Below are 25,554 nucleotides of genomic sequence, written 5' to 3' on the forward strand. Positions count from 1 at the left end.
AAGGGCGCACGACATCGGCCCGCGTGAACACGCGGCCAGACTTGTCGTCGCTCGGGTTTACCCCCGTCCGCTCGGCACACCCTGTCCGCGCGAAAGACGACGGCGACGGGCAGGTCTCCTGGCTTGCGGGTCGACGCCGGTTCGGACCGCCTTCTCAGGATCGTCGAAGATCCCAATGGCATATGGCCTGATGACTCACCGCTCACAGTTGCAGGGGCAGCCGGGGTTTTGTCCCCGTTCCCTTTCAATCCCCTTTCGGGGAACCTGTCGCTGGCGGCGCGTTACATCGAATATCGCGTGCGGGTCAATTGCTGCGTTGCAATAAGATCAGGCGGCCTTCATCCAGACGACCAAAGCAAAACGTGCGTTGGTCGTCGGAAGGGTACGATGCGGGGTGAAGCGGTCGAGAAAGAGAGTGGTTCCCGCCGGACATAGCGGCTGGACGCGCGGCAGGCCGGCTATCTGCTCTTCAGGGATTTCATACCCATGTGCCGTCAGTTCGGCCATCGGCATGGCGCGGCGACCGGGGATGATCTCGAGACCGCCGGTGGCGGGACCGGCATCGCTCAGCGGAATCCAGGCGGTGACCCACACTTTGCCGCATGCAGTTCCGTCGTCGCGCGCGACGTCAGAATGCCAGGCGTGGCGATGCTCGGGAAAGCTCGCGATGCTGGCGCGGACGCGCACCACCGATCCCGACAGGCTTCGGTCACCGAGACGGGTTGCGGCCTCGATCAGGCGCGGGTCGTTTGCGATTTCCTGCAAACGCGGGCCGCGATGCGCGTCGGTGCAGATTGCGGAGCGCAGCAGGTTGGCGACGCTCCTATCCGTCTCAAAGATGCGATCGAGCCGGGTCGCGAGCGGCGCGTCCGGGCAACTGCGTTCGAAGGGCAGGTACAGCGCACATGCCAGCCGGTTGATGTGTTCGGCGATATCGGCCTCGGCCGCGCGGATCAGTTCGGGATCGAACAGGGGGAGGGCCGCATAGCCCTGTTCGGCATAAAACGCTTCGGCGGTCATGACCGCGCGCGGCCAAAAGTCGTGACTGTCGGCCAGTCGCCGCCGCTCTCGACGCGCGCGTCGATGCCATAGACGGTGCGCAAAAGCTCCGGGGTCAGCACCTCATGCGGGGTGCCGTCGGCGACGATCCGGCCGTCGTCGATCAGCAGCAACCGGTCGCAATAGCGCGCCGCCATCGTCAGGTCGTGGAGCACCGCGATCACCAGCGCCCCGGCATCGGCCTCGGCGCGCATCAGTTCCATGACGTCGATCTGGTGGCCGGGGTCGAGGCTGGCGAGCGGTTCGTCGGCGATCAGCCCGGGCGCCCCGACTGCCAAAGCGCGGGCGAAGAGGACACGGGCGCGTTCGCCGCCGGACAATTCGGTCGCGATCCGGGTGCGGAGATCGCCGACATCGGCGCGAAGCATCGCGCGCTCGATCGCCGCGGCGTCGGCGTCCGAAATCTTCGACATCGGGGCGAGGTGCGGCAGGCGGCCGAGCCCGACGAGCCGTTCGACGGTCAGCGGCCAGTGCAAGGTCTGCCCCTGCGGCAAATAGGCGATACGCCGTGCGAGTTCCGCGCGCGGCATCGTGGCAACAGCGTCGCCATCGATCGATATGCGGCCGGTTGCGGGAACGAGCGCGAGCATCGCGCGTGCCAACGTCGATTTGCCTGCGCCATTGGGACCGACAATCCCGGTCAGCGTTCCGGGCGCGAAGGCGGCATCGACGCCCTGGACGACGCTGCGGCGACCGAGCTGGACGCCGACATGTTCGAGGGTCAGCATTACCACAGCCTTTTCTCCCGCATCAGATGGATCAGGAAGACGGGAACCCCCAGGAAGGCGGTGACGACGCCGAGCTTCAGCTCGTTCGTTGTCGGGATGACCCTTACGCCAAGGTCGGCGAGCGTCAGCAGCGCGGCGCCGCCAATTGCAGAGGGCAGCAGGATCGCCGAGGGGCTGCGGTCGGTCAGCGGGCGGATGAGGTGCGGGACGATCAGGCCGATGAAGCCAATCGATCCCGACACCGCGACCGCGCCGCCGACCCCGATCGCGGTTCCGATCAGCAGGCGCAGGCGCGTGGCCCGGAGGTTGACCCCCATCGCTTGCGCGGCATCCTCGCCCAGCGTCAGCGCATCGAGCGCGCGGGCGTTCCACAGCAACAGCGCGCCGCCGATCACGATACAGGGCAGGGCGATCCAGAAATGCTGGAATGACCGGTTTTCGAGGCTACCGAGCAGCCAGGTCATGATCTCCATCGCGGCAAAGGGATTGGGCGACATGTTGAGCGCGAGGCTGGTCCCGGCGACTGCGAGGGTGCCGACAGCGATGCCCGCGAGGATCAGGGTCAGCGGGCTTTCCGAGCGTCCTGCGAGTGCGAAAAGCAAGGCGAGCGACAGCAGCGCGCCACCGATTGCGAGGATCGGCAGCATCGTCGGGTGAAGGTCGGCGACCCCGAAGTAAATCGCACCGACCGCACCGAGGGCGGCGGCGTTCGAAGTGCCGAGTACCGAGGGCTCGGCGAGCGGATTGCGCAAATAGCCCTGCAGGCCCGCTCCCGCGAGGCCGAGCATCGCGCCAACGACGAGTGCGAGCAGGGTGCGCGGCAGGCGCAGGTCAAAGAGGATGATCGTCGCGACCTCGTCACCGCTGCCCGTCGCGGCGGCGATCAGCCGCTCGACCGACAGGTCGACGGCGCCGAACAGGAGCGACGCGACGGCGGCGATCAGCGTGAGCGCCGCGAGCAGCGCGATCAGGCTCCAGCGGGGCGGGGCGAAGCGCGTCATGATGTTGTCCTGTCGATACGGGCGATCTGGGCAGCGATGCTCCGCGCGGCCTGCGTGTAGGCGGGGCTGCCGCACACGGTCCATGCCTGCGGAACGCTGATGCGCGGGATGCCCTTGAGTGCGGGATGGTGCAGCATTTCGCTCCCCTGATCGGTGACGTCGTCGGTTGCGCTTTCGACGATCAGGAAATCGGGCTGTGCCGCGACCATTTCCTCAAGGCTGAGCTGCGACAGCGGCGGCTTGCCGAGCTTGCCCGCCAGATTGACGAGGCCGGCGCGTGTCATCAGCTCGTCGATCAGCGTTTCCGTTCCGGTCATATAGCCGCGCCGCTGATAATAGGCCGCGACCCGGCCGCGTCCGGGTTTCGGGAGACCGGCAAGCTCGCCCTCCATCCGCGCGACGAGTGCTTCGCCGCGCGCGGGGTGGCCGACGGCCGCCGCTGTCTGGCGGATCGACGCATAGATCTGGTCGAGCTGGTCGGCGGTCTCGAGGTCGAGCAGCGGATAGGTTTTGCGCGGCAGGGCGGCGAGCGCCGCGCTGCGGCTGGCGGGCATGCCGACGATCAGGTCGGGGTCGATCGCCAATATCTGTTCGGCCGAATCGCTCATCAGGAGCAGCCCGCGTGCGGCGGTCGCTTCGCCTGACATCTGAGGATCGGCGGCATTGTGTGTCAGCCCGGCGATCTGCTTGCGGTCAGCGAGCGCGAGGACGAGCTGGTCGGCGCACAGGTTGATCGAGACGATGCGTTCCGGGACGGCCGGCGCTTTCGCTACCGGAGGCGCCGTCGTCGCCCACAATGCCCCCGCGCCGCCGAGCAGCAATGTCGTGGCGAGGAGGCTCGCGCGTAGCGTCAAAATTCGATCCCCGCCTGCGCTTTGACATTCTGCTCGCGGAACGGGTGCTTGACCTGCGCCATCTCGGTGACGAGGTCGGCGGCGTCGATCAGCGATTGCGGCGCGTTGCGGCCGGTGATGATGACGTGCGTCATCGCGGGCTTGGCGGCGAGCGCCTCCAGCACCTCGTCGGTCGGCAGATAGTCGTAACGCAGCACGATGTTGAGCTCGTCGGCGATGACCATCCGGTACGACGGGTCGGCGATCATCCGCTTGACCTCCTCCCACGCGGTGCGCGCGACCGCGATGTCGCGGGCGCGGTCCTGCGTGTCCCAGGTGAAGCCTTCGCCCATCGGCTTGAATTCGATCAAGTCGGGAAACTGGTCGAATACCGCCCTCTCACCAGTCGCCATCGCGCCTTTCACAAACTGGACGACGCCGACTTTCATGTCATGTCCGATCGCGCGCACTGCCATGCCGAGCGCGGCAGAGGTCTTGCCCTTGCCGGGACCTGTGTGGACAATAATGAGGCCTTTTTCGATCGTCTTGGTCGCGACCTTCTTGGCCTGCGCGGCCTGAATCTTCTTCATCTTCGCATTATGTGCGGCGTCGGTACGCGTCTTCATGCGATTTCTCCCGTCGGTGCGCGGCGGCTCTGCGCGAGCGCAGGGCATCAGAAGCTCAGGCGGACGCCGCCATAAGCGGCACGGCCTGCAGCGACGAAGCTGAAGACTTCCTCATAATTCTCACCCAGCAGATTTTCGACCCGTCCGAACAGCGAGAAATTGTCCGAGATTTTATAGTCGGCGCCGAGGTTGACGAGGACATAGTCCCTCATCGCGACGGTCACCGGCACATAGGACGGATCGGTATAGGCGGTGTCGGTCGTCCGACCATTGTAGCGGATGGTCACCGTGCCGGCGAAGCGCTGGTCGGCGCTCGATACTGTCGTGTTGAAGCTGGCAATATGCTTGGGACGACGTACTTCGGCGACGCCATTTTCCCTGGACTTGAGCCAAGTGTAAGCGAGGTCGAAGCGGAGCTGCGGGATTGGTTGGGCGCTAACGAAAGCTTCGATCCCGTGCTGTTTGCTGTCGGTGGTGCGGTTCGCCGGGGTCGCGACATAGTTCGGTGCCGGATAATCGGTGAAAATCTCGTCGGTCAGCTTTGCGTCGAAATAGGTCGCACCGATCGTCGCCCAATCATCGGCGCCGAAGCTCTGCTCGAGACCTGCTTCCCAGCCCTCCGACTTTTCGGGCTTCAGGTTCGGGTTGCCGATATATTTGCCGTCCATATAGCCATATAGTTCGAAAAAGCCGGGGTTCTTGACCCCCGTGCCGTAAGCCCCGCGGACGCGGGTTCCGGTCGGCAGGCGATAGCTGCCCTGAACGCGCCAGGTTGTCGCATCGTCGAAGCGGTTGTTGTCGTCATGGCGGACCGAGGCGCCGAGCGAAAGGTCGCCCGCGGTCAGTTCATATTGGCCGACCAGCCCCAGATTGTCGGCCTGTTTTTCGCCCTGAAACGCTCCGGGGGTCAGTGTCCGGAAGGTCTCGCGCTCGACATCGACTGCGCCGGTCAACCGGTGGGTGATCGTGTCGGTGCCGAAGCTGAAGCTTGACGTGAAGCTGCCCTTATAGCGCCGCCCCTTGTTGCCATAGTCGAGGCCGAAGGACGCGTAGCCCTGGCGCGTCGTGTCGGCGAATTGCCCCGACAGCGTGTTGACCCAGCGCCCGTCGAGCGCGCTGAGCTGCGCCGAGAGCAGGCCGTAAAAACCCTCGCTCGTATAATAGACCCCAGGGCTGTCGACGGTATAGCCAAAGAAGGGGAACACGTCCTTGGTGGGACCATCGCTGTCGCTGTTGTTCGTGTCGGCGTTGACATGGTTGTAGCGGAGCACGGCGGAGAGCTTGAACGCTTCGCTCGGCGACCAGTTCAGCTTGGCGCTGGCGCCGATTGTGTCCGACCCGACATCACGGGAGCCGCCGCGGGCAGTGGCATAGCCGTCGGTGCCATAATAGGAGCCCGTGACGGCATAGTCGAAATTGCCACTCGCCCCGGCGGCGCGTGCGGCGCCGCTGATCGTGCCGAAGGATCCACCCTCGATCCGTGCGCTATATCCCGGCGCTTCGCGGCCCGACAGGGTGATGTAATTGATCACGCCGCCGATTGCGTCTGAGCCATAGAGCGACGATTGCTGGCCGCGCAGCACCTCGATGCGCGCGGCAGGGTCGGCGACCATCGTTCCGAAATCAAATTCGCCCTGATAGGGGTCGGCGGCTTCGATGCCGTCGATCAGGACGAGGACATGATTGCTCTCGCTGCCGCGTACGCGGATCTGCGTCTGGCCGCCAATCCCGCCGATGCGGGTGATTGCGACGCCGGGGACGTCGCGCAGGACGTCCGAAATGATGCGCGTCTGACGCTGCAACAGCGCTTCGGTGTCGATGACGGTGACCGATGCGCCGAGTTCGCTCGCGCGGATGCCTTCGCCCGATCGCGATGCGGTGACGATAATCTCGTCGCCGGGCTTGGCCGCCTTCGCGCTGTCGGCCGATTGGGCAAAGGCGGGGGTGGCCGCGGTCAGTGCCAGCAAGGAAATGGTGGTCGTAAATTTCAACATGGGAGTCCCCCACACGCCGGCAACGAGGGCGGGAGCCTGCCGATGCGCTTGGGGGCGATCGACCAGTGCATGGGCTGCGGGCGGGCGCAATGCGCCCACGTCCCCTGCACCGAAACGGCTCCAGCCGCTTGGTCGTCGCTCGACGGACTTCTCCGTGCCGTGGCCTTTCCCTGGGCCCAGGCATTGAGCGACCCACGCCGGCAGGTCTCCTGGCTCGCGGGTCAGGGCTTGATGCACGCCTTCCCAGGTCCCCCCAGTGGCTGTCCCGGACCTCGAAAAAGTCGGGACGGTGCATCGCGCTCACCGCTTACAGTTGCAGGGACAGCCGCGGAATCGAGGGATCTTCCGGGAAGATCCTTCTCACCGCGTTCCCATATTAAGCCCTTTCGGGCACCGGCGCGATCATGTGGGGGCCAAAGCCCTCACGGCGCTGCCCATAGCGTAGCGGGGCATTTGCGCAAGCCCCCGGCCGGTATGCGGCCGGGGGAGGCGGGGACGATCAGAGCGCCGAACCGCCCAGCTTGTACGTCAGCTGCAGGAAGACGCTGCGGCCGATGCTGTCGAACCAGCTGGTGTTATAATAGGGATAGCTCGACCAGGTCGGGTCCTTCACCGGGTTGGTGTTGAACAGGTTCCGGATCGTCAGCGACCCGCGCATATGATCGGTGAAATCATATTGCAGCGAGGCGTTAAACAGCGTGCTCGCCTTGATGAAGGCGTCTTCATCATAATTGGGCAGCTTGCCGAGGCGGGTGCCCGACACCGTCAGTTGCAGGCCGTCGGCGGCCCAGCTGATGCTGGCGTTCGACTTGTCGCGCGGCAGGTAATAGCCGCTGTCGGCCGCCAGCTTGTTTTCGACCGGATCGCCCGGATATTGCTGGAAGCTATGCTTGAAGACATGGCTGTGCGCGAGCGAAAGGGTGAAGTCGCCAAAGCTGGTGGGCAGCGTGCCGCGGAAGGCGAGGTCGATACCGCTCGTCTTTTCGCGCGCGATGTTGATTGGATTGACACGGATCGATTCGATACGCCCGTTCTGAACATTTGACGGGAAACGTTTGATACGGGCGAACGCGTCCACGCAGGTTGGCGAGGTCGGATCGAGCTTATTTGCCGCGCAATCTGCTTCGTCGCGTGCCAGCGTGTCGATGCTGAGATCGTCCACTTGATTGTCGAGCGTGACGCGGAAATAGTCTACCGAAACATGCAGGCGGCGCGAGGGCGCGAAGACGAAGCCTGCGGTCAGTGTGCGACCGGTTTCCGACTTCAGGTCGCGGTTGCCGGTGCGGTTCACGACCATATCGATATCTGCAAAATCGCAATCCTCGATTTCCTGCCCGTTGTCGGCGCAGAGTCGATAATCGTTGACGTTGCCTTCGATATTGCCCGGACCCGTGAACACATAGTGGAGATCGGGCGCGCGGAAAGCGGTGCCATAGGCAGCGCGGAATAGCAGGCTATCCATCGGCCGAACCTCAAGCCCGCCGTTGTAGGTGAATTTTCCGGTACTTCCCCCGCCGAAGCGGAAATGATCGTAGCGGCCAGCGCCCGTCACCGTCACGAAATCAAGCACTGGCACGCGGACCTCGCCGCCGATTGCGGCATGGCTGCGCTTGCCTTCGCCGGCGCTGTCTTTCCAGCTGTAGTAATAATCGGTGAGCGCCAGCGGATCAGGACGGAGGTTATAGCCCTGCTTGCCATATTCGGCGACCGCGGCGAAGCCTACCGGGCCAGCGGGCAACTGGAACAGCTCGCCATTGGTCAGCGTCGCCTGCAGATTGCTCGTCCAGCTGAAGGGCCGATAGACGGTGTCGGCCGAAATGCTCTCATACTCTGCGCGGGTAAGCGCCTGATAGAGCCGGTCGGGGTTGGCATTAAAGATCGGGCGACCTTCTGCATCGACGCCGTTCTGCGTGCCGAGGAAAAGAGCGTTTGCCTTGCTCGCGATGATCTGAGGCCAGCGAACGACCGACTGATAGCGGCTGTAGTTGAACGACAGCTCGTAATTCCAGCTCTTGCCGAAATTGCCGCGAATGCCGGGCGTGATGCTGTAGGTCGTCTGCTTGCTCCGCTGCATCTCCAGTCCGCCGGTTTCTTCCGGTGCGAACTGACGACCCCAATCCTCGACCTGATCGGTGAATTCATTGAAGAACTCATTGTTGGCGCTGCTGGAGGATTGCTCGAACGCCCAGCTTGTGACGTCATATTTCAGGCGGACCTTGCTGATCCCGAGTTGGAAGTCGGTGAACAGCTTTACGTTATCGGACAGCTCAAAGGACATGGTGCCAAAGCTGTTAAAGCCTTTGCGGCCCGAAATGATCGTGCCGTAGCCTACAGAGGTCTTGCTGCCACAATAGTCGCCGTAATTCGGGCGGTTTGCCAGAAAAACGGACCCCCCGTTCAGATAGGACAGGGTGTCGCATGCGCCATCGGGAGGCGTGAGATAGTCGACAGCTTTATTGGCGCGATAGAAAGTTCGCCGCGCAATGCTTGTCGATGCGACCGGGCTGTCTTCGGTGCTATCCTGAATGCTGCGTTCATAAGCCCACAGAGGGCGCTGATCGAGATATTCGACGCCGCCAACAATGTTGAAGCGGCCCGACGACCAACCGCCGGTCGCGGTGAAGCGATGTGACATGCCGCCGCCATGTTCGGTGCGACCGTGGCGATAGTCGAGCGTGATGCCGTCGAGCTTTTCCTTCATCTTGAAGTTGACGACGCCCGCTATCGCGTCCGATCCGTAGATTGCCGAGCCCGCTCCGCTCAGGATTTCGACCTTGTCGATCAGGCTGACCGGGATGTTCGAAATGTCGGTGAAGTTGCTGCGGCCGATATAGGGCAGCGGGAAATCGGCGATGCGGCGGCCGTTGATCAGCACCAGCGTGTGGTTGGGGCCAAGCCCGCGCAGATCGACCTGCTGTGCGCCGGGGGTGAAGTCGGAGCTGCTGCCCGATTGCGGGCTTTGCGTTTCGCCGCTGTTCTGGGTCATCGCCGCTAGCAGTTCGGGAACGCTGGTATAGCCATTGGCGCGGATCGTATCAGAATCGATCGTGGTGACGGGCGAGGGGCCCTGATCGCGGATCGTCGGGATGCGCGATCCGGTGACGATGATTTCGTCGCTCACCGCCGCACCGCTCACCGCTTCTTGCGCCCAAACCGGTGCGACCATCGCCGGCAGGCAGACGCCCAACCCCAGCATAATGCGCAACGAGTGTTGACCCAGACCCTTCATGACATGCCCCTTTTGCTGCTTGTGGCGCGACTCAAGTCGCGCCGACACAATCCCTATTTCATCCTGCCTTCACCAGAAACCGTCGATAATTTCAATCAATATGACATTATGTGAAATCATATTGTCTTTGACTGTGTATATTATGTAACATCCTGCGGTCAGTCTATCGGGTCGGGAGAATGAAATGTTGCGGATGATGATGCGGGCGGTGGTGGTGCCATTGCTCGCCGCAGTCGGCCTCGCGCTCGCACCTGCCGGGGCCAAGGAGGCCAAAGCGAAGCCGTACGAGCATTATGTCTTCGGAAAGCTCAATACGCCGACCCCCGGCCCGGTATCGGGCGGCCTGCTGTTGATGGGCGGAGGCGATCGCAATATCGATTCGATGAAGTGGTTCTTTGGCAAGGCCGGCAACGGTCATATCGTCGTGATCAGCGCATCCTATGGCAAAGAGATCGGTCAGGAATTCTACAAGGATATCGGTGGCATCCAGTCGACCGAAATTTTCGTTTTTCACAGCCGTGCCCAGGCATCGAACAAGAAAATCCTCGAACGTCTGCGCAAAGCCGACGGCATTTTCATCGCTGGCGGCGATCAGGCGCGTTACGTCCGATACTGGCGTGGGACGCCGGTCGAAGAAATCCTCAACGCGCATGTCGCGGGGGGCAAACCGCTCGCGGGGACAAGCGCGGGCCTCGCGGTGCAGGGCGAGAAATTGTACGGAGCGATGGACGACGGCAGCCTCACGAGCGTGGAGGCGCTTGCCGATCCGCTGGGCCCCGCGAACACGATTGAGGGCAATTTCCTCCGCTTCGCGCTGCTCAAGGGCGTGATCACCGATACGCATTTCAAGGAACGCGACCGGCTCGGACGCCTGTTCGCTTTCGTCGCCAAGGCGCAGGTCGGCCGTGCTGCCGATCAGCCCGCGATGCTCGGCCTTGGCGTCGATGAAAGCGCCGCGCTGGCGGTCGAACCCGACGGGTCGGGCCGCATCTATGCCACCGAGTCCGATGGCTTCGCGTGGCTCGTCGACGGCGCGTCGCTGCGCGGGATAACCGGCCGCGGTCCACTCGATGCCCCGCGCATCCGCGTGAGTGGGGTTGGGCCGGGATCGGTCATTCATCTGCCGTCGGGGCGGATCGACGCGCCGGTGTTCGTTCGCGACTATGCGGTGCGCGCGGGCGAGGTGGTCGAGGTGCCGCGCTGGTCGCTCGCGATCCACGGCGGCGCTGGAGTGATCGAACGGGGTTCGCTGCCGCCCGCGAAGGAAAAGGCGTATCGCGCCGGGCTCGACGAAGCGCTTCGTGCGGGCGCGGCGGTGCTCGACAAGGGCGGCGCGTCGCTCGATGCCGTCGCCGCGGCGGTCCGCGTGCTCGAGGACAATCCGCTATTCAACGCCGGGCGCGGCGCGGTGTTTACCGCCGAGGGCAAGAATGAACTCGACGCCGCGATCATGGACGGCAAGACGCAGAAGGCCGGCGCCGTTGCCGGCGTCACCCGCACCCGCCATCCAGTCGATCTTGCGCGCGCGGTGATGGACAAAAGCCCGCATGTCATGCTGGCGGGGCCTGGCGCCGACCGCTTCTCGGTCGAACGCGGGCTTGAGCAAGTTGATCCCGGCTGGTTCCGCACCGAGGAGCGCTGGCAGGGCCTGCTCCGTTGGCGCGAGAAGCAGCTCGGGGCGGTCGACCCGACCCATTTGTTCGGCACGGTTGGCGCGGTCGCGATTGATGCCGACGGCAATCTTGCCGCCGCAACCTCGACCGGCGGGATGACCGGCAAGCGCTGGGGCCGGGTCGGCGATTCCCCGATCATCGGTGCGGGCACCTATGCCAAAAATGGCCAGTGCGCGGTGTCGGCGACCGGATCGGGCGAATATTTCATTCGCGAAAGCGCGGCGCGGCAGGTTTGTGACCGCGTGGCGTGGAAGGGCGAGAGCCTGAAGGACGCGGCACAGGAAACGATCATGGCGGTCGGCGCGATCGGCGGCGACGGTGGGCTGATCGCGATGGGCCCCGACGGCCGCCCCGCCTTTGCCATCAACGACCTCGGCATGTATCGTGGGCGGATGAGCGCCGGGAGAATGGCCGAAACCGCGATTTTCGCCGACGAGAAGTGGGCGGACTGATGGCGCAGCCGGGCGTCACCCTCGACGAAGTCGACGAACGCCTGCTCACCCTGCTGCGCGACGATGCGCGCCAGACGATCGCTCAGCTCGCCAAGGAGCTCGGTATTTCGCGGGGGCAGATTTATGCACGGCTCGCGCGGCTTGAGGGGGGGCATGTCGTTGCGGGCTATACCGTCCGGCTCGGCAGCGCATTCGCGGCGAGCCGGGTCCGCGCGCATATGATGATCAAGACGCTGCCGCGTTATCATCGCGAAGTCGAACAGGCATTGGCGCAGTTTTCGCTGGTCCAGGCGATCCATGCGATCAGCGGCGAATATGACATCATTGCGATGCTTGAGACCGAGGATGGCGCCCAGCTCAACGAATTGATCGACGAGATCGGCCTGCTCGATGGGGTCGAACGCACGACAACGTCGGTGATATTGGCGACCAAGGTCGAACGATAGCGCCGCCGATTTTCATCGCTTGACCCTGTAGCAGCTACAGAGTGCATAAGCTGACTCGACTCGAACGCAATCGACAGGAATTTTCGATGCTTGGCCGTTTTAACATGGATGCGGGAAAGGCGACCCGATTGTCGTCCGATGCCGCGCATGTTAGATGGCGGCCGATGTCGGCTTTTCTCGTCCGTGTTGTTCTCGCTTTCTCGCTGCTGTTCGGCAGCGTGGCGGTTCCTGCGCTCGCGAAGGCCGAGCCCGGACATCATGCGCTGGAACTGATCGACCTCGATTGCAGCCTTGCCGAGGCGGATGATGCCGGGAGCGAAACCGCGCCCGACGGTACGCCTCCGCTGCACATTGACCATCACCATTGTTCGGCCTGTATCGAACTTGACGGCTTTGCCCAAGCGCACGATGTGCCCGTTTTCAGCGGCCTTTTCTTTCGTGAGCACGCGGCAGTTCTCTCCTCGCGCGCCACCGCGCCACCGACCCAGCCTCCTTCAGCCTGATCACTGCTTCGCGCGGGTTTTCGCCCGCGTCGTCACGCATTGATCAGGAGCATTTATGTTGAAATCATTGGGCCCCCTGCTGCTGGCAGGGGTGCTGACCATGACGGGGAGTCCGGCGTATGCGGAACCCGTCACGCTGGCCGACGCACTCGCGCGCGGACAGGATGTGTCGCCGCGGATCGCTGGGGCGCGCGCCGAAGTGAAGGCGGCCGAAGGGCGCGCTATGCAGGCGGGTGTCCGGCCGAATCCCGAACTGTCCGTCAATGTTGAAAACTTCAGCGGCACCGGCCCTTATCGCAGCTTTGGCCAGACCGAGACGAGTGTTGCGGTGTCGCAGCAGTTCGAGCTGGGCGGCAAGCGCCGGGCGCGAAAGGCGGTCGCCGCGGCGGAGCGGGACTTTGCCCAGCTCGCCTTGCGGCGCGCCGAGGCGGACCTCGCCTATGACATCGGCGTCGCGCATGCCGAATTGCGGGCGGCCGATGACCGCGCGGGGCTCGCGCAAAGCGTCTTTGCGCGCGCGACCGAGCTGGCGCGGATCGCCGAAACGCTTGTCGATGTCGGGCGCGATCCGCCGCTGACCAAATTGCGCGCCGATGCGCTGCTCGCCGAGGCAAACGCCGAACGACTGCGCGCCGACGGACAGTTTTTGTCGGCGCGTCATCGGCTGGCGCTGCTCATTGGCAGCGACGATCCCGAACTGTCGGCAGTGGCGCAGGATGTGCTGGCGCCGCCGGCGCTGGCGGCCGACGTGCAGAGTCTCGACGAAAGGCTGGCTTCGGCTGAGCGCGACGCGGCGTCGGCGCGGATCCGCCTCGCACAGGCCGAGGGGGTCCCCGACGTCACGGCGTCGGGCGGCGTGCGCAATTTCCGCGAGGGCGGCGAGACGGCGGTGATGATGGGCGTGTCGATCCCGCTGCCGTTCGGTAATCGCAATCGCGGCAATATCGCGGCGGCGCGCGCCGATGGTGCGGCGGCCGAAGCGCAGCTGGCCCAGGCGCGGCTCGACACGCGCTTCTCGCGCCGCGATGCCGAATTGATGCTGACCGCCGCAAGCGAACGGCTGTCGGCGCTGTCGGGCGCGGGGCTGTGGCAGGCGACCGAGGCCGCACGCATCGCCGAGATTGGTTACCAGCAGGGCAAGTTCACGCTGGTCGAGCTGATCGACGCGCAAGAAGCGCTGACCGGCGCCAACCTCAAACTCATTGAAGCGCAGCTCGACCGCGCCCGCGCGCTCGCCGCGCTAGGCCGCGCGAACGCGCAATAGGGATAGTGATGATGAACATGATGGAAAATCGGAAATATTTGCTCGCCGCGGTTGCGGTGGGCGCGCTCGTGTTGGGCGGCGGGGGCATATTGCTCGGCCGGTCGATGGCGCCACCATCTGCTGCCGCTGCGGCACCCGCCGAAGCCGAAGAAGAGGGGCATGTCGAAGGCCAGATATTGATGGATGAAGCCCGCGCGAAGGGCGCCGGCATCATGACCGAAACCGTTCAGGCGGGCGGTCTGGGGTCGGAAATATTGGCGCAGGCCATCGTCGCGGCGACGCCCGATGGCGAGGCTGTGCTCACCGCGCGCGCCGACGGCGCGATCACCCGCATTCACCGCCGTCTCGGCGATGCTGTGCGGGCAGGCGATACGGTTGCGGTGATCGAGAGCCGCGACGCGGCTGCGATTGCCTCGGAACGCAGCTCGGCTTCGGCGCAGCTGGCGCTTGCACGGTCAACCTATGCGCGTGAAAAGAAGCTGTTCGACGCCCGCATCACCGCGAAACAGGATCTGGAAGGCGCGGCGGCAGCGCTCGCCGCAGCCGAAGCCGAAGCGCGGCGTTCGCAATCGGCGGCGTCGGCCGCCAACCTGTCGGGTGATGGTCGCACGCTCGCGGTGACTAGCCTCATCTCCGGCCGGATCACCAAATCGGACGCGCGACTGGGCGCTTATGTTCCCGCTGGAACCGAGCTGTTCCGCGTGTCGGACCCGCGTCGCATTCAGATCGAGGCATCGGTGCCCGCCATCGATGCGCGCCGGGTCCAGCCCGGCGACACGGCGGTCGTCGAACTGCCCGGCGGCGAAACCGTCACCGCCGTCGTGCGCTCGGCGACTCCCGGCCTCGATCCCGAAAGCAGGACCGTAACGGTCGTTCTGGTCCCGGACAGTGTGACCGGACTGACGCCGGGGCAGGGACTGCGCGCACGGATCAAACCGCGCGGAGGTACTGCGGCCGGCCCGATCGCGCTACCCGACGAGGCGGTGCAGTCGGTCGAGGGACGCGACGTCGTGTTTGTGAAGACCTCCAAGGGTTTTCAGACGGTTCCGGTGGTCACCGGTAATCGCGGCGGCGGGCGGATCGAGATCGTTGACGGGGTCAAGCCCGGCGCGGTGATCGCGACGCGCGGCGCCTTCATGCTCAAGGCCGAACTCGGCAAGGGCGAGGCGGAGCATTGAGATGATCGAAAAACTTCTCGATGCGTCGCTACGCTTTCGCTGGGCGGTGGTCCTCCTTACCCTCATCATTTCGGCTTACGGACTAACACAGCTTCTGAAGCTGCCGATCGATGCCGTTCCCGATATCACCAACAAACAGGTCCAGATCAACACGGTCGAACCCAATCTGGGGCCGCTCGACATCGAACGGCTCGTCACCTTTCCGATCGAAACCGCGATGGCCGGCATTCCGGGCCTGCAAAGCTCGCGCTCGATCTCGCGCAATGGGTTCAGTCAGGTCACGGTGATTTTCGAAGATCACACCGACCTCTATTTCGCGCGGCAGCAGGTCGCCGAGCGGCTCAATCAGGCCAAGGGCACCTTGCCTGACGGTGCCGAACCGCAAATGGGCCCGGTGTCGACCGGGCTTGGCGAAGTGCTGATGTACACGGTCGATTTTGACCGAAGCGTGGGCAAGGCGAAGAGCGCGGGCAAGCCGGGGTTCCAGCCCGATGGTTCGTACATGACTCCGTCGGGCGAGTTGTTGACCGATGAGGTCGCCAAGCTCGGCTATTTGCGCACGGTGCAGGATTGGGTGATCCGCCCGCAACTGCGTTCGGTCTCGGGTGTCGCCGGGATTGATTCGATCGGCGGCTATGAAAAGCAGTTCGTCGTTCAGCCCGACGCGACGAAGCTGGCAAGCTACGGCATCAGCTTTTCCGAACTCGCCGAAGCGCTGGAGCGCGCCAATATCTCGGTCGGTGCGCATTTCGTCGAGCGCGGGGGCGAAGCTTTCCTCGTGCGCGCCGACGGCCGCATCCGTACCCTCGACGAGATAGGCCGTGCGACTGTGGCGAGCCGTGGCGGGGTGCCGGTGCTGGTGCGCGACGTCGCGTCGGTCGTGATCGGCGGCGAACTGCGCACCGGATCGGCGTCGGAAAATGGCAAGGAGCTGGTCGTCGGCACCGTGCTGATGCTCGCCAACGGCAACAGCCGCCTTGTCGCATCGGCGGCGGCCGAGCGGTTGAAAGACGTCGCGCGGTCGATGCCGGCTGGGATCGTGGTAAAGCCGGTCCTCGACCGGTCGGAACTGGTCGATGCCACCATCGGTACGGTCGAGAAAAACTTGGCCGAGGGCGCTTTGCTGGTGGCCGCCGTGCTGTTCTGGCTACTCGGCAATTTTCGCGCCGCTGTGATCGCGACCCTGGTCATCCCGATCTCGTTCCTTGTGATGGGGACGGGGATGAACATCACCGGCACGTCAGGCAATTTGATGAGCCTCGGCGCGCTTGATTTCGGGCTGATCGTCGACGGGTCGATCATCATCATCGAAAACTGCCTCAGACGCCTTGCCGAACGACAGCATTATGAAGGGCGCTTGCTCACGCTGTCCGAGCGGTTGCACGAGGTGTTCGAAGCCTCGCGCGAAATGATCAAGCCAACGATCTATGGTCAGGCGATCATCTTCCTCGTCTTCGTGCCGTTGCTGACCTTTACCGGGGTCGAGGGCAAGACCTTCTCGCCAATGGCGATCACGGTCCTGCTCGCGCTGGGCGGCGCGTTCATCGCCTCGCTGACCTTCGTGCCGGCGATGGTTGCCCTGCTCATTCGCGGCAAGGTCGCCGAAAAGGAAGTGAAGGCGATCGGCTGGGTCAAACGCCGCTATGCGCCGCTGCTCGAGCGCGTTATCGCGCGGCCTTGGCCGTGGATCGGTGCGGGCGGTGGCACCTTCGCCGCTGCCGTGCTGGCCTTCGGGATGCTCGGCAGCGAGTTCATCCCGGTGCTCGGCGAAGGCAATCTGGCGATGCAGGCGCTGCGCATCCCCTCGACCTCGCTCGCGACGTCGCAGGCGATGCAGCTTCAGGTCGAAAAGGCGGTGGCGACGCTGCCCGAGGTTGCCTTCATCTATTCGAAAACCGGGACGGCGGAGGTCGCAAGCGACCCGATGCCGCCCAATGCGTCGGATACGTTCATCATCCTGAAGCCGCGCGACGCGTGGCCCGACGGGGTGCGGACCAAGGATGATGTGATCGCGCGGGTCGAAAAACAGCTCGAACCGCTGGTCGGCAACGCGTTTGAAATCAGCCAGCCGATCCAGCTGCGTTTCAACGAGCTGATCGCCGGGGTGCGCGGCGACATCGCGATCAAGCTTTACGGCGACGATCTCGATGAAATGGGCGCCGCAGCACAGCAGGTCGCGGCGATCCTGAACACCGTGCCCGGCGCCGCCGACGTCAAGGTCGAACAGACGGCGGGTTTCCCCGTGCTCGACGTCCAGTTCGATCGCGATGCCATCGCGCGTTACGGGCTGACCTTGCAGGATGTCAGCGATACCGTTGCGGCGGCGCTCGGCGGGCGTGAGGCGGGCATCATATTCGAGGGTGACCGGCGGTACGATATCGTCGTCCGGCTCGACGGTGCGACGCGTGACGATCTCGATGCGGTCGGGGCACTTCCGGTGCTGCTTCCCGGCGAAGGCGGCACGCGGGCGTCGGTGCCGCTGAGCGAACTCGCCAAATTCAGCTTTTCCGAAGGGCTGAATCAGGTCAGCCGCGAAAATGGCAAGCGCCGCGTTGTGGTGCAGGCGAATGTCCGCGGTAACGACCTCGGCTCGTTCGTCGCCGAAGCGCAGGAGAAGGTGAAGGCACAGGTGAAATTGCCGTCGGGCAGCTTCATCGAATGGGGCGGGCAGTTCGAAAATCTGCAAGCCGCCTCGGCGCGCCTGTCGGTCGTCATTCCGCTGATCTTCGCTGCAATCTTCGGAATCCTGTTCATGGCGCTGGGCGGCGTGCGACAGGCGATTGCGGTCTATTCGGCGATCCCGCTGGCGCTCGCTGGCGGGGTGTTTGCACTGCTGCTGACCGGGCTGCCCTTTTCGGTATCGGCGGCGGTGGGCTTCATCGTGCTGTCGGGTGTCACCGTGCTCAACGGGCTGGTCGTGATGACGAGTATCAATCAGCGCATCGATGAGGGCAAGCCCGTCGATGTCGCGATTGGCGAGGGGATCATGGAGCGTGTGCGCGCGGTGCTGATGACGGGGATCGTCCCCGCGATCGGCTTCGTGCCGATGGCGCTCGCGACCGGAACGGGGGCCGAGGTGCAGAAGCCGCTCGCGATCGTCGTGATCGGCGGGCTGATCACCTCGACCCTGCTGACGCTGTTCGTGCTTCCGGCGATCAGCCACTTGCTGTTGCGCGGGCGATATCGGAAACATGTCGCTGGCGATTATAGCGATGTCACCACGCTTGGGGGCCCGGCGGTCCCGAGCGAAGGCAGCCAGGAGAAGTGATGTGAGCGACACCCACTCCCATACGGATCACGCCGGTGGCGGTGGTCATGCCGGTCACAATCATGGTGCGGGGGCGAGCAGCAAAAGGCTCGCCCTCGCGCTGGGGCTGACGTCCACTTTCCTCGTGGCCGAATTGGTCGGAGCCTATGTCTTCGACAGCCTCGCGCTGCTGTCCGACGCGGCGCATATGTTCACCGATTCCGCCGCGCTCGCCATTGCCCTGGCTGCGGTGCGGATCGGCCAGCGCCCGCCTGACGACAAGCGCACCTTCGGCTATCGCCGGTTCGAGATACTCGCGGCGGCGTTCAACGCGATCCTGCTGTTTGCGGTCGCGGGCTATGTGACGATCGAAGGGATTGCGCGTTTCTTCGACCCGCGGCCGGTCGAATCGCTGGGGATGCTGGCGGTCGCGTCGTTGGGGCTGATCGTGAACCTGATCGCGATGCGTATCCTTGCAGGCGGCAAGGAAAGCAGCCTCAACATCAAGGGCGCCTATCTGGAGGTCTGGGCCGATATGCTGGGTTCAGTCGGGGTAATCGGTGCGGCGGTCGCTATCTACCTCACCGGGTACAACTGGATCGACCCGATCGTCGCGATTGCGATCGGCCTTTGGGTGTTGCCACGAACCTGGGTGCTGCTGCGCGACACCACCCATATCCTGTTACAGGGCGTTCCGCGCGGCTTCGACCTCAAGGCCATTCGCGCGGCGATGGAAGAGGTTGCGGGGGTCGATGACGTCCACGATCTGCATCTGTGGTCGGTCGCGGGCGACGACGCGAGCCTGACCGCACATGTCGCGCTATCGGGCGGCGGCGATGCCGAGACGGTCCGCCGCGCGGTGATCGATATGCTCGCCTCGCGCTTCGACATTCGCCATGCGACGATCCAGACCGAGGCCGAGACCTGCGAGGACGGCGAGGGGATTATGCACCCCTGACTTCATGCGGTCGCGGGGGCCGGGGCCATTTCCGTGGTGATATGTGCGCCATTTTCGAGCGTGCGATGCACCGGGCATTTCGCCGCGACGTCGAGCAGGCGGGTACGCTGCTCGTCGGTCAGCGCATCGCCGCGGATGGCCACCGTCTTGCTGAAGATGTCGACCTTTCCGGTGCGCCCTTCGACCTCGCCCTTGCGGTGCGTGACCTCAGTCGCGACATGGTCGAGCGGCCATTTCTGCTGCCGCGCGAACCAGCGTACCGTCATCGTGGTACACTCGCCGAGCGCCGATGCAAGCAGCTGGTAGGGCGACGGGCCAAGGTCCTTGCCGCCCATGTCGGCAGGCTCGTCGCCGGTCAGGCTGTGGCGCCCGGTGGTAATGCGCACGGCAAAATCGCTCTCGCCGCTTTCGGAGACGGTGGCGCTGACAATGTCGGTCATATTCTTTCCTCCTGCGGGTCGCGGCTTCAGGATTTGGTCGGCGGCGGCGGCCCGTCGGGCAGCGGGATAAACTCGTCATGGTCGGCATCGGGAAGCTTCATCCGGCCCGCCTTCCAGTCTTCGGCCGCCTGCACGAGCCGGTCCTGCGACGAGGAGACGAAGTTCCAGTAGAGGAAGCGCTCGCCGATCGGCTCGCCGCCGAGCAGCATCACCGTTGCCGCCTCGGTTGCGCGCAGTTTTGACGCGCCTTTGCCGAGTACGAGCATCTTGCCCGCGTCGTACCGCGCGCCGTCAAATTCGACGGCACCGGTTGCAACATAGAGCGCGCGTTCCGAAAAATCGGACGGGATCTCGGCAACCGCGCCCGGCGCCATGTCGAGATGGGCATAGAAAAGCGGCGAATGGGTCCGCGCCGCGGCGGTCAAGCCATAGGCGCTCCCCGCGATCAGATGCCCCTCGACCCCTCCATCGTTCCAGTGCGGCAGATCGGCGCCCGCGTGGTGCGAAAAGGAGGGGGCTTCTTCTTCGTCGGCGGTCGGCAGCGCGACCCATGCCTGGATACCGTGAAGATGGTCGCCCGTCGCGCGCGCCTTTTCGAACCGCTCGCTGTGGGTGATCCCGCTCCCGGCGGTCATCCAGTTGACCTCCTGCGGCCGGATCGCCTGCTCCGACCCGACGCTGTCGCGGTGCATGATCTCACCCGAAAAGAGATAGGTCACGGTCGACAGGCCGATGTGCGGATGCGGCCGGACATCGAGGTCGCGTCCGGCACCCGCCGCGACGTCGAGCGGCCCCATATGGTCGAAGAAGACAAACGGCCCCACCATGCGCCGCTTGGCGAAGGGCAGCACCCGGCCGACCTCGAGCCCGCCGCCAAGGCTGCGCCGCCGCTGTTCGATCACCATTTCGATCATTTTTATTCTCCTCCGTCGACGGTCAGCCGTCGACAATATCCGCATATTCGGGATGCGCGGCATAAAAGCGCGCCATGAAACTGCATTTGAGCACTGCCTTGCGCCCGCTGGCCCGGATCGCATCGAACACGCCGCGCGCGAGTTGCGATCCGATCCCCTGGCCAGAAAATTCATAGGGCACTTCGGTATGGGTCAGCACGACCCGGCCGTCCTCGATCCGGTAATATGCGGCGGCGACCAGATCATCGTCCAGCGCCAGTTCAAAGCGTCGCTGGTCCACATTGTCGATGATCTGGTCGCTCACCACTCTATCTCCCGTTTTCAGCCGCGCGCCGAGTCGAGCATTTCATGCTCGGTCGCCACTTGTTGCGCCTTGGCATAGCTTTCGATCAAGAGCTGATAGGGCGGGAAGATCTTCGTATAGACTTGTGCCCATTCGGCGGCATCGTCGCGGTGCCAGGTGCGCTGGAGTTCGGAGGCGACCGCGGCGGTGTCCATCGGGACAACCCCGGCCTGCACCACGCGCGCGAGCGTGATTTCCTCCGCCATCTTCGAATAGGTGCCCGAAGCGTCGACCACGGCGAAGACCTTATAGCCTTCCTGCACCGCGCTGATCGCGGGGAAGGCCATGCAGACGCTGGTGATCGTGCCCGCGATGATCAGCGTGTTCCGGCCCGTCGCCTTCACTGCCGCGACAAAGTCGGGATTGTCCCACGCATTAATCTCCCCCTTGCGCGCGACATATCGTGCGTGCGGGGCGTTTTCGTGAATTTCGGGGATCAGCGGGCCATTGGGACCCTGCGGTACCGAGGCGGTGGTGATCACCGGCATGTTCGTCAGCGTCGCCATTTTCGCGAGCGCGGTCGCATGGTTGCGCAGCACCGGAAAGGGCATGTCGGCGACGGTCTGGAACAAGCCGCTTTGATGATCGATCAACAGCATGACTGCATCATCGGGGTCGATCACCGGGCGCTGGCCGTTGAAGTTGGCGGGGGTGGACATGGGGCTTCTCCAAAGATTCTGGGGGAGGCCCCGCGCCGGGCGGCGCGGGGCAAAGGGTGTCAGTCGGTCTTGTCGTACGAAAACTGGATTCCGGCGGTGCCGCCGGTTTCGATGAACAGGTTCATGAAGGCGGGAACCGTCTCGCTGCGGTTCCAGTCGCGCTGGAGTTCGCAAAACAGCTGCGGCACCGAAATCATCTTGCCGCCGGCCTGTTCGATGCGGCGGAGCGCGGCGTCGTGCGCGGCGAGCGAGGTGCCGCCGACGGCATCGACCGGGACATAGACTTCATAGCCCTCGGCGAGCGCGTCGAGCGCGGGGAAGGTCAGGCACGCCTCGGTCCACAGCGCGGTCATGATCAGCTTCTTGCGCCCGGTCGCCTCGACCGCCTTCCTGAACTCGACATCTTCCCAGCTGTTGATCGTCGTGCGGTCATAGGTTGGATAGTCGCCGAGTATCTTGCGGACCTGCGGCACCGGCGGCTTGTTGAGGCCGGTTTCGACATTCACCGTCGAGTGGACGATCGGCAGGTCATAGGCGACCGCCGCACGCGCGCAGCCGGCGATATTGTTGAGCAGCAATTGCCGGTCCATCGAGGCGATCGAATTCACCTGAACGGGTTGGTAATCGATGATGATGAAGGCCGAATTCTGCGGGGTGAGCAGATGGTCGGCCTCGGGATCGCGGATCGGTTCGCTGGACATGTCGGGGTTCCTTTCGTCGGTTGTCGGATGCCCGCCATCAATGCCGCGCGGAGCTTGTCCGGCGGTTTGGGCGGCGCGGGCGGCCGCCCCGAACAGGATGAACCCGGCTCGCCGGGAGGACGGGGGAGGGGGGGAGCCGGGTTCGCGTCAGGCTGCGACTTGCGCAAACCTGCCGTTGTTGAAGTCGTCGATCGCCTGGCGGATCTCGGACTCGGTGTTCATCACGAACGGACCGTGGCCAAAGATCGGCTCGTCGATCGGTTCGCCGGTCAGCACCAGCAGGGTTGCATCGCCGTCGGCGTGGATCGCCACATCGCCGCCTTCGCGGCTCAGCATGATCATTTCGGCTTCGCCCGCCGGCTCGCTGCCGCCCACCGTGACATGGCCACCAAGCACGACCAGCATCGCGGTATGGCCTTCGGGCAGGTCGAGGGTGACACTGGCGTCGGCTTTCAACCGGACGTCCCAGACGTTGATCGGGGTGAAGGTCTTTGCAGGCCCCTTCGCGCCGAGCAGTTCGCCTGCGATAACCCGCGCCGTGCCCGCACCTTGCGGCAGATCAACCTGCGGAATGTCAGCCGCGACGATGCCCTGATATCCGCCGGGCGCCATCTTGTCCCTGGCGGGCAGATTGACCCACAGCTGCACCATCCTGAACGGTCCGCCGGTCTTGGCGAAGGCCGGCGAATGATATTCCTCGTGCAGGATGCCGCCCGCAGCGGTCATCCACTGGACGTCGCCGGGGCCGATAATGCCGCCATTGCCCGCCGAATCCTTGTGCTCGACCTCGCCGTCATAGACGATCGTTACGGTTTCGAAGCCGCGATGCGGGTGTTGGCCGACGCCGCGGCGATCGGTCGTGGGCGCGAAATAATGCGGCCCCGCATAGTCGAGCAGCAGGAACGGACTGATGTGTTCGCCCAGCATATTGTACGAAAAGAGCGAGCGAACGGGAAAGCCGTCGCCCACCCAGTGGCCGCGGTCATTGCCATAGCGGCCCAAAATGGTCTTGCTCATAGCGTGTCTCCAAGCGCGACGGACGAAGGCGCCTCATCGCTGTTGAGCCCGATATAAATGAGCAACGCTGCGCGCAGAAGATTGCGATATCCGACGCAGCGTCCTATCACTGGAACGATGCAGGACCTCAACGACCTCTATTATTTCGTCCAGGTCGTCGATCATGGCGGCTTCTCGGCTGCGGCGCGCGCGCTGGGACTGCAGAAGTCGAAGCTCAGCCGCCGCATCCTTGCACTCGAGGACCGCCTCGACGTCCGGCTGCTCAACCGATCCTCGCGCCATTTTTCGGTGACCGAGATCGGCCATGACTTTTATCAGCGTTGCCTCGCGGTGCTCGTTGAGGCCGAGGCGGCCGAGCAACTGGTCGCCGAACGCCGCGCCGAGCCGCGCGGGGTCATCCGGATCAGTTGTCCGGTTGCATTGCTCCAGTTTCAGTTCGGGGCGCTCTTTGCGCGCTTCATGGCCGAGAATCCGGCGATCGAGCTTCATCTCGAGGGTAGCAATCGCCGCGTCGATGTCGTCGCCGAAGGTTTCGATATTGCGATCCGCGTGCGCTTCCCGCCGCTCGAATCGAGCCATCTGGTGATGCGGCGGCTCGACGACAGCACCCAATGCCTCGTCGCAAGTCCGGTGCTGGTCGACGGGCCGCTCGGCTTTCCCGCCGACCTCAAGGGGCTTCCCAGTCTCGATCTCGGGCCGCCGCATCGCGACCATCTATGGCAGCTGGAAAATGCTGACGGTGCGATCGCGGCAATTCGCCATCATCCCCGCCTGATCACCGACGACATGGCGGCGCTGCGCGAAGCGGCAATCGGGGGCGTCGGGGTGGTGCAGTTGCCGACTATGATGATCTGGCAGGATATTGAGGCTGGGCGGCTTCTTCATGTCCTGCCCGACTGGCGCCCGCCCGCCGGGATCATCCACGCGGTTTTTCCGTCGCGGCGCGGACTGTTGCCGTCGGTACGCGCGCTGCTCGACTTCCTCGCACGCGAATGCGCGGTGCAGCGCGGCCGTGCGGCGCAGGCGATGCCATAGCCTCCTGCCGGCGCATGAGAATAGACAGCCGGGACCGGCGCGTCCAAAGACACGCGATGATTGAATATTTTGAAATCTATAAATTTGTTGTCCAAAGTGTCGGAGATCGGACGGGGGCGTCCGATTCACTTCTTCACGTCCACGCCGGGATGGCGGTGATGTTTCTGGCACGCCTGGTCACTCGGCGATCGCTGGCGACGTGGACGCCGTTTCTGACGGTGCTGGCTGCGGCTTTGGCCAAGGAAGCCGTCGACCGGGCGGCACATGGCGCATGGCGGATGCCCGACACGATGTTCGATATCATCAATACGATCTTCTGGCCCTTTGTGTTGATGGTCGGGCTGCGCTGGAGGCGCGCTCGTTCCTAGACGGCGGGCCCCTTGAAGGGCGATGGCGGGCGGAGGCCTGCGAAGCGGTGACCATGGCTATGTCATAGCGCATGTTGTTGCTGTCCTGTCGAACTACGCGCAATGCGCTCCCGACTTTGCCTTCGTGCCCCGGCGAATTACACTGGTCCAATAATCCGGATCGGAGATTTGGCAGCATGGCAAAGATCGTCTTTGGAATGAACCAGTCGCTGGACGGCTATGTCGACCACGATAAATTTGCGCCCGATCCCGCACTTTTCCGCCACTGGACAGAGCATGTGCGCGGCCTGACGGGCAGTGTTTACGGCCGCCGCATGTATGAGATCATGCGCTATTGGGACGAGGACGATCCCGCGTGGACGCCAGAATTATGCGACTTTGCGGCGGCGTGGCGGCGCCAGCCGAAATGGGTCGTGTCGCGCTCGTTGACGTCCGTCGGCCCCAACGCCACCCTTGTCGCGGACGAGGTCGAGGCGGTGATACGCGGGCTGAGGGATCGACTTGCCGGGGAGGTTGCCGTTTCGGGCCCGGATTTGGCGCAAAGCCTGACCGAATTCGGTCTGATCGACGAGTATCGACTCTATCTTCATCCCGTCGTGCTTGGATGCGGCACAGCATTTTTTGCCGGACCCCGGCCGCCGCTCCGCCTTGTTGCCAGCGATTTGATTGGTGAGAAGGCGGTCAGGTTGACCTACGTTCCCGCTTGATCGCGCTGTGCGCCCGGACCAGCAGATCTGCGGCGGTAAATGGCGGAGCGGGTGGGATTCGAACCCACGATACGCTTTTGACGTATACTCACTTTCCAGGCGAGCGCCTTCGACCACTCGGCCACCGCTCCGCATGCACTGGAAGAGGCGCCCTAATCGCTTGGCGGGGCTTTCGCAAG

23 protein-coding genes, 1 tRNA gene and 2 riboswitches are annotated in these 25,554 nt (G+C 64.3%); of the genes, 10 read left to right on the forward strand and 14 right to left on the reverse strand.

Going from position 1 to position 25,554, the window contains the following annotated elements; translation table 11 throughout:
• Positions 1-91: 91 nt before the first annotated feature.
• Positions 92-283: riboswitch (cobalamin riboswitch) on the reverse strand.
• A gap of 44 nt (positions 284-327) precedes the next feature.
• From AC1RRJ_RS11160 to AC1RRJ_RS11190, 7 genes are all read right to left on the reverse strand, one after another.
• Entirely contained in the window at positions 328-1,020 is a 693-nt protein-coding gene (locus AC1RRJ_RS11160) for a phytanoyl-CoA dioxygenase family protein (RefSeq protein WP_493122595.1), read from the reverse strand.
• Positions 1,017-1,793, reverse strand: a complete 777-nt coding sequence (locus AC1RRJ_RS11165) for an ABC transporter ATP-binding protein (protein WP_493122597.1) — start codon at positions 1,791-1,793, stop codon at positions 1,017-1,019. Before AC1RRJ_RS11165 ends, AC1RRJ_RS11160 begins: the two co-directional genes overlap by 4 nt.
• Positions 1,787-2,788, reverse strand: coding sequence for a FecCD family ABC transporter permease (locus AC1RRJ_RS11170; RefSeq protein ID WP_493122599.1), 1,002 nt, complete (start codon positions 2,786-2,788; stop codon positions 1,787-1,789). Before AC1RRJ_RS11170 ends, AC1RRJ_RS11165 begins: the two co-directional genes overlap by 7 nt.
• Complete coding sequence (locus tag AC1RRJ_RS11175; RefSeq protein ID WP_493123044.1) at positions 2,785-3,606, reverse strand: ABC transporter substrate-binding protein; 822 nt, start codon at positions 3,604-3,606, stop codon at positions 2,785-2,787. Before AC1RRJ_RS11175 ends, AC1RRJ_RS11170 begins: the two co-directional genes overlap by 4 nt.
• Before the next feature lie 32 nt (positions 3,607-3,638).
• Positions 3,639-4,247 (reverse strand): cob(I)yrinic acid a,c-diamide adenosyltransferase, encoded by a 609-nt coding sequence (cobO, locus tag AC1RRJ_RS11180; protein ID WP_493122600.1) that lies wholly within the window; start codon positions 4,245-4,247, stop codon positions 3,639-3,641.
• Positions 4,248-4,294: 47 nt separating this feature from the next.
• Complete coding sequence (locus tag AC1RRJ_RS11185) at positions 4,295-6,241, reverse strand: TonB-dependent receptor plug domain-containing protein (protein WP_493122602.1); 1,947 nt, start codon at positions 6,239-6,241, stop codon at positions 4,295-4,297.
• Positions 6,242-6,423: 182 nt separating this feature from the next.
• Positions 6,424-6,653, reverse strand: a riboswitch (cobalamin riboswitch).
• Positions 6,654-6,740: 87 nt separating this feature from the next.
• Positions 6,741-9,470: a TonB-dependent receptor plug domain-containing protein gene (locus AC1RRJ_RS11190; protein WP_493122604.1), complete on the reverse strand. Its 2,730-nt coding sequence runs from the start codon at positions 9,468-9,470 to the stop codon at positions 6,741-6,743.
• 184 nt (positions 9,471-9,654) lie between these two features.
• On the opposite strand from AC1RRJ_RS11190, the gene AC1RRJ_RS11195 reads away from it, so the two are divergent.
• From AC1RRJ_RS11195 to AC1RRJ_RS11225, 7 genes are all read left to right on the forward strand, one after another.
• A complete protein-coding gene (locus tag AC1RRJ_RS11195) occupies positions 9,655-11,595 on the forward strand; it encodes an isoaspartyl peptidase/L-asparaginase (protein WP_493122606.1) in 1,941 nt (646 codons plus the stop codon).
• On the forward strand, positions 11,595-12,041 hold the full coding sequence (locus tag AC1RRJ_RS11200) for an Lrp/AsnC family transcriptional regulator (protein ID WP_493122608.1): 447 nt from the start codon (positions 11,595-11,597) through the stop codon (positions 12,039-12,041). Before AC1RRJ_RS11195 ends, AC1RRJ_RS11200 begins: the two co-directional genes overlap by 1 nt.
• Before the next feature lie 128 nt (positions 12,042-12,169).
• On the forward strand, positions 12,170-12,544 hold the full coding sequence (locus AC1RRJ_RS11205; RefSeq protein ID WP_493122610.1) for a hypothetical protein: 375 nt from the start codon (positions 12,170-12,172) through the stop codon (positions 12,542-12,544).
• A gap of 55 nt (positions 12,545-12,599) precedes the next feature.
• Entirely contained in the window at positions 12,600-13,808 is a 1,209-nt protein-coding gene (locus tag AC1RRJ_RS11210) for a TolC family protein (protein WP_493122612.1), read from the forward strand.
• A gap of 8 nt (positions 13,809-13,816) precedes the next feature.
• On the forward strand, positions 13,817-14,986 hold the full coding sequence (locus AC1RRJ_RS11215; protein WP_493122614.1) for an efflux RND transporter periplasmic adaptor subunit: 1,170 nt from the start codon (positions 13,817-13,819) through the stop codon (positions 14,984-14,986).
• A 1-nt stretch (position 14,987) separates the two neighbouring features.
• Entirely contained in the window at positions 14,988-18,254 is a 3,267-nt protein-coding gene (locus tag AC1RRJ_RS11220) for an efflux RND transporter permease subunit (RefSeq protein WP_493122616.1), read from the forward strand.
• A gap of 1 nt (position 18,255) precedes the next feature.
• A complete protein-coding gene (locus AC1RRJ_RS11225) occupies positions 18,256-19,191 on the forward strand; it encodes a cation diffusion facilitator family transporter (RefSeq protein WP_493122618.1) in 936 nt (311 codons plus the stop codon).
• 2 nt (positions 19,192-19,193) lie between these two features.
• Here the strand turns inward: AC1RRJ_RS11225 and AC1RRJ_RS11230 are convergent, their stop codons facing one another.
• The 6 genes from AC1RRJ_RS11230 to AC1RRJ_RS11255 all read right to left on the reverse strand — a co-directional run bounded on the left by AC1RRJ_RS11230 (position 19,194) and on the right by AC1RRJ_RS11255 (position 23,265).
• Positions 19,194-19,631: an OsmC family protein gene (locus tag AC1RRJ_RS11230; RefSeq protein ID WP_493122620.1), complete on the reverse strand. Its 438-nt coding sequence runs from the start codon at positions 19,629-19,631 to the stop codon at positions 19,194-19,196.
• A 26-nt stretch (positions 19,632-19,657) separates the two neighbouring features.
• Positions 19,658-20,545: a pirin family protein gene (locus AC1RRJ_RS11235; protein ID WP_493122622.1), complete on the reverse strand. Its 888-nt coding sequence runs from the start codon at positions 20,543-20,545 to the stop codon at positions 19,658-19,660.
• Positions 20,546-20,567: 22 nt separating this feature from the next.
• On the reverse strand, positions 20,568-20,849 hold the full coding sequence (locus AC1RRJ_RS11240; protein WP_493122624.1) for a GNAT family N-acetyltransferase: 282 nt from the start codon (positions 20,847-20,849) through the stop codon (positions 20,568-20,570).
• Positions 20,850-20,866: 17 nt separating this feature from the next.
• Positions 20,867-21,547, reverse strand: coding sequence for a hydrolase (locus AC1RRJ_RS11245; RefSeq protein ID WP_493122626.1), 681 nt, complete (start codon positions 21,545-21,547; stop codon positions 20,867-20,869).
• A gap of 59 nt (positions 21,548-21,606) precedes the next feature.
• On the reverse strand, positions 21,607-22,248 hold the full coding sequence (locus tag AC1RRJ_RS11250; RefSeq protein WP_493122628.1) for a hydrolase: 642 nt from the start codon (positions 22,246-22,248) through the stop codon (positions 21,607-21,609).
• Positions 22,249-22,395: 147 nt separating this feature from the next.
• Entirely contained in the window at positions 22,396-23,265 is an 870-nt protein-coding gene (locus AC1RRJ_RS11255) for a pirin family protein (RefSeq protein ID WP_493122630.1), read from the reverse strand.
• A gap of 117 nt (positions 23,266-23,382) precedes the next feature.
• Here AC1RRJ_RS11255 and AC1RRJ_RS11260 point away from each other — a divergent pair, with 117 nt between their 5' ends.
• The 3 genes from AC1RRJ_RS11260 (at position 23,383) to AC1RRJ_RS11270 (ending at position 25,375) form a co-directional block, all read left to right on the forward strand.
• The gene (locus tag AC1RRJ_RS11260; protein ID WP_493122632.1) at positions 23,383-24,300 is read left to right on the forward strand and encodes a LysR substrate-binding domain-containing protein; all 918 of its coding nucleotides are present in this window, start codon (positions 23,383-23,385) and stop codon (positions 24,298-24,300) included.
• Positions 24,301-24,458: 158 nt separating this feature from the next.
• Positions 24,459-24,668, forward strand: a complete 210-nt coding sequence (locus tag AC1RRJ_RS11265; RefSeq protein WP_493122634.1) for a hypothetical protein — start codon at positions 24,459-24,461, stop codon at positions 24,666-24,668.
• A 176-nt stretch (positions 24,669-24,844) separates the two neighbouring features.
• The gene (locus AC1RRJ_RS11270) at positions 24,845-25,375 is read left to right on the forward strand and encodes a dihydrofolate reductase family protein (protein WP_493122636.1); all 531 of its coding nucleotides are present in this window, start codon (positions 24,845-24,847) and stop codon (positions 25,373-25,375) included.
• A gap of 40 nt (positions 25,376-25,415) precedes the next feature.
• Here the strand turns inward: AC1RRJ_RS11270 and AC1RRJ_RS11275 are convergent.
• Positions 25,416-25,506, reverse strand: a tRNA-Ser gene (locus AC1RRJ_RS11275).
• Positions 25,507-25,554 lie beyond the last annotated feature (48 nt).

The sequence above is a fragment of the Sphingopyxis sp. GW821-FHT12C06 genome (assembly GCF_058807415.1).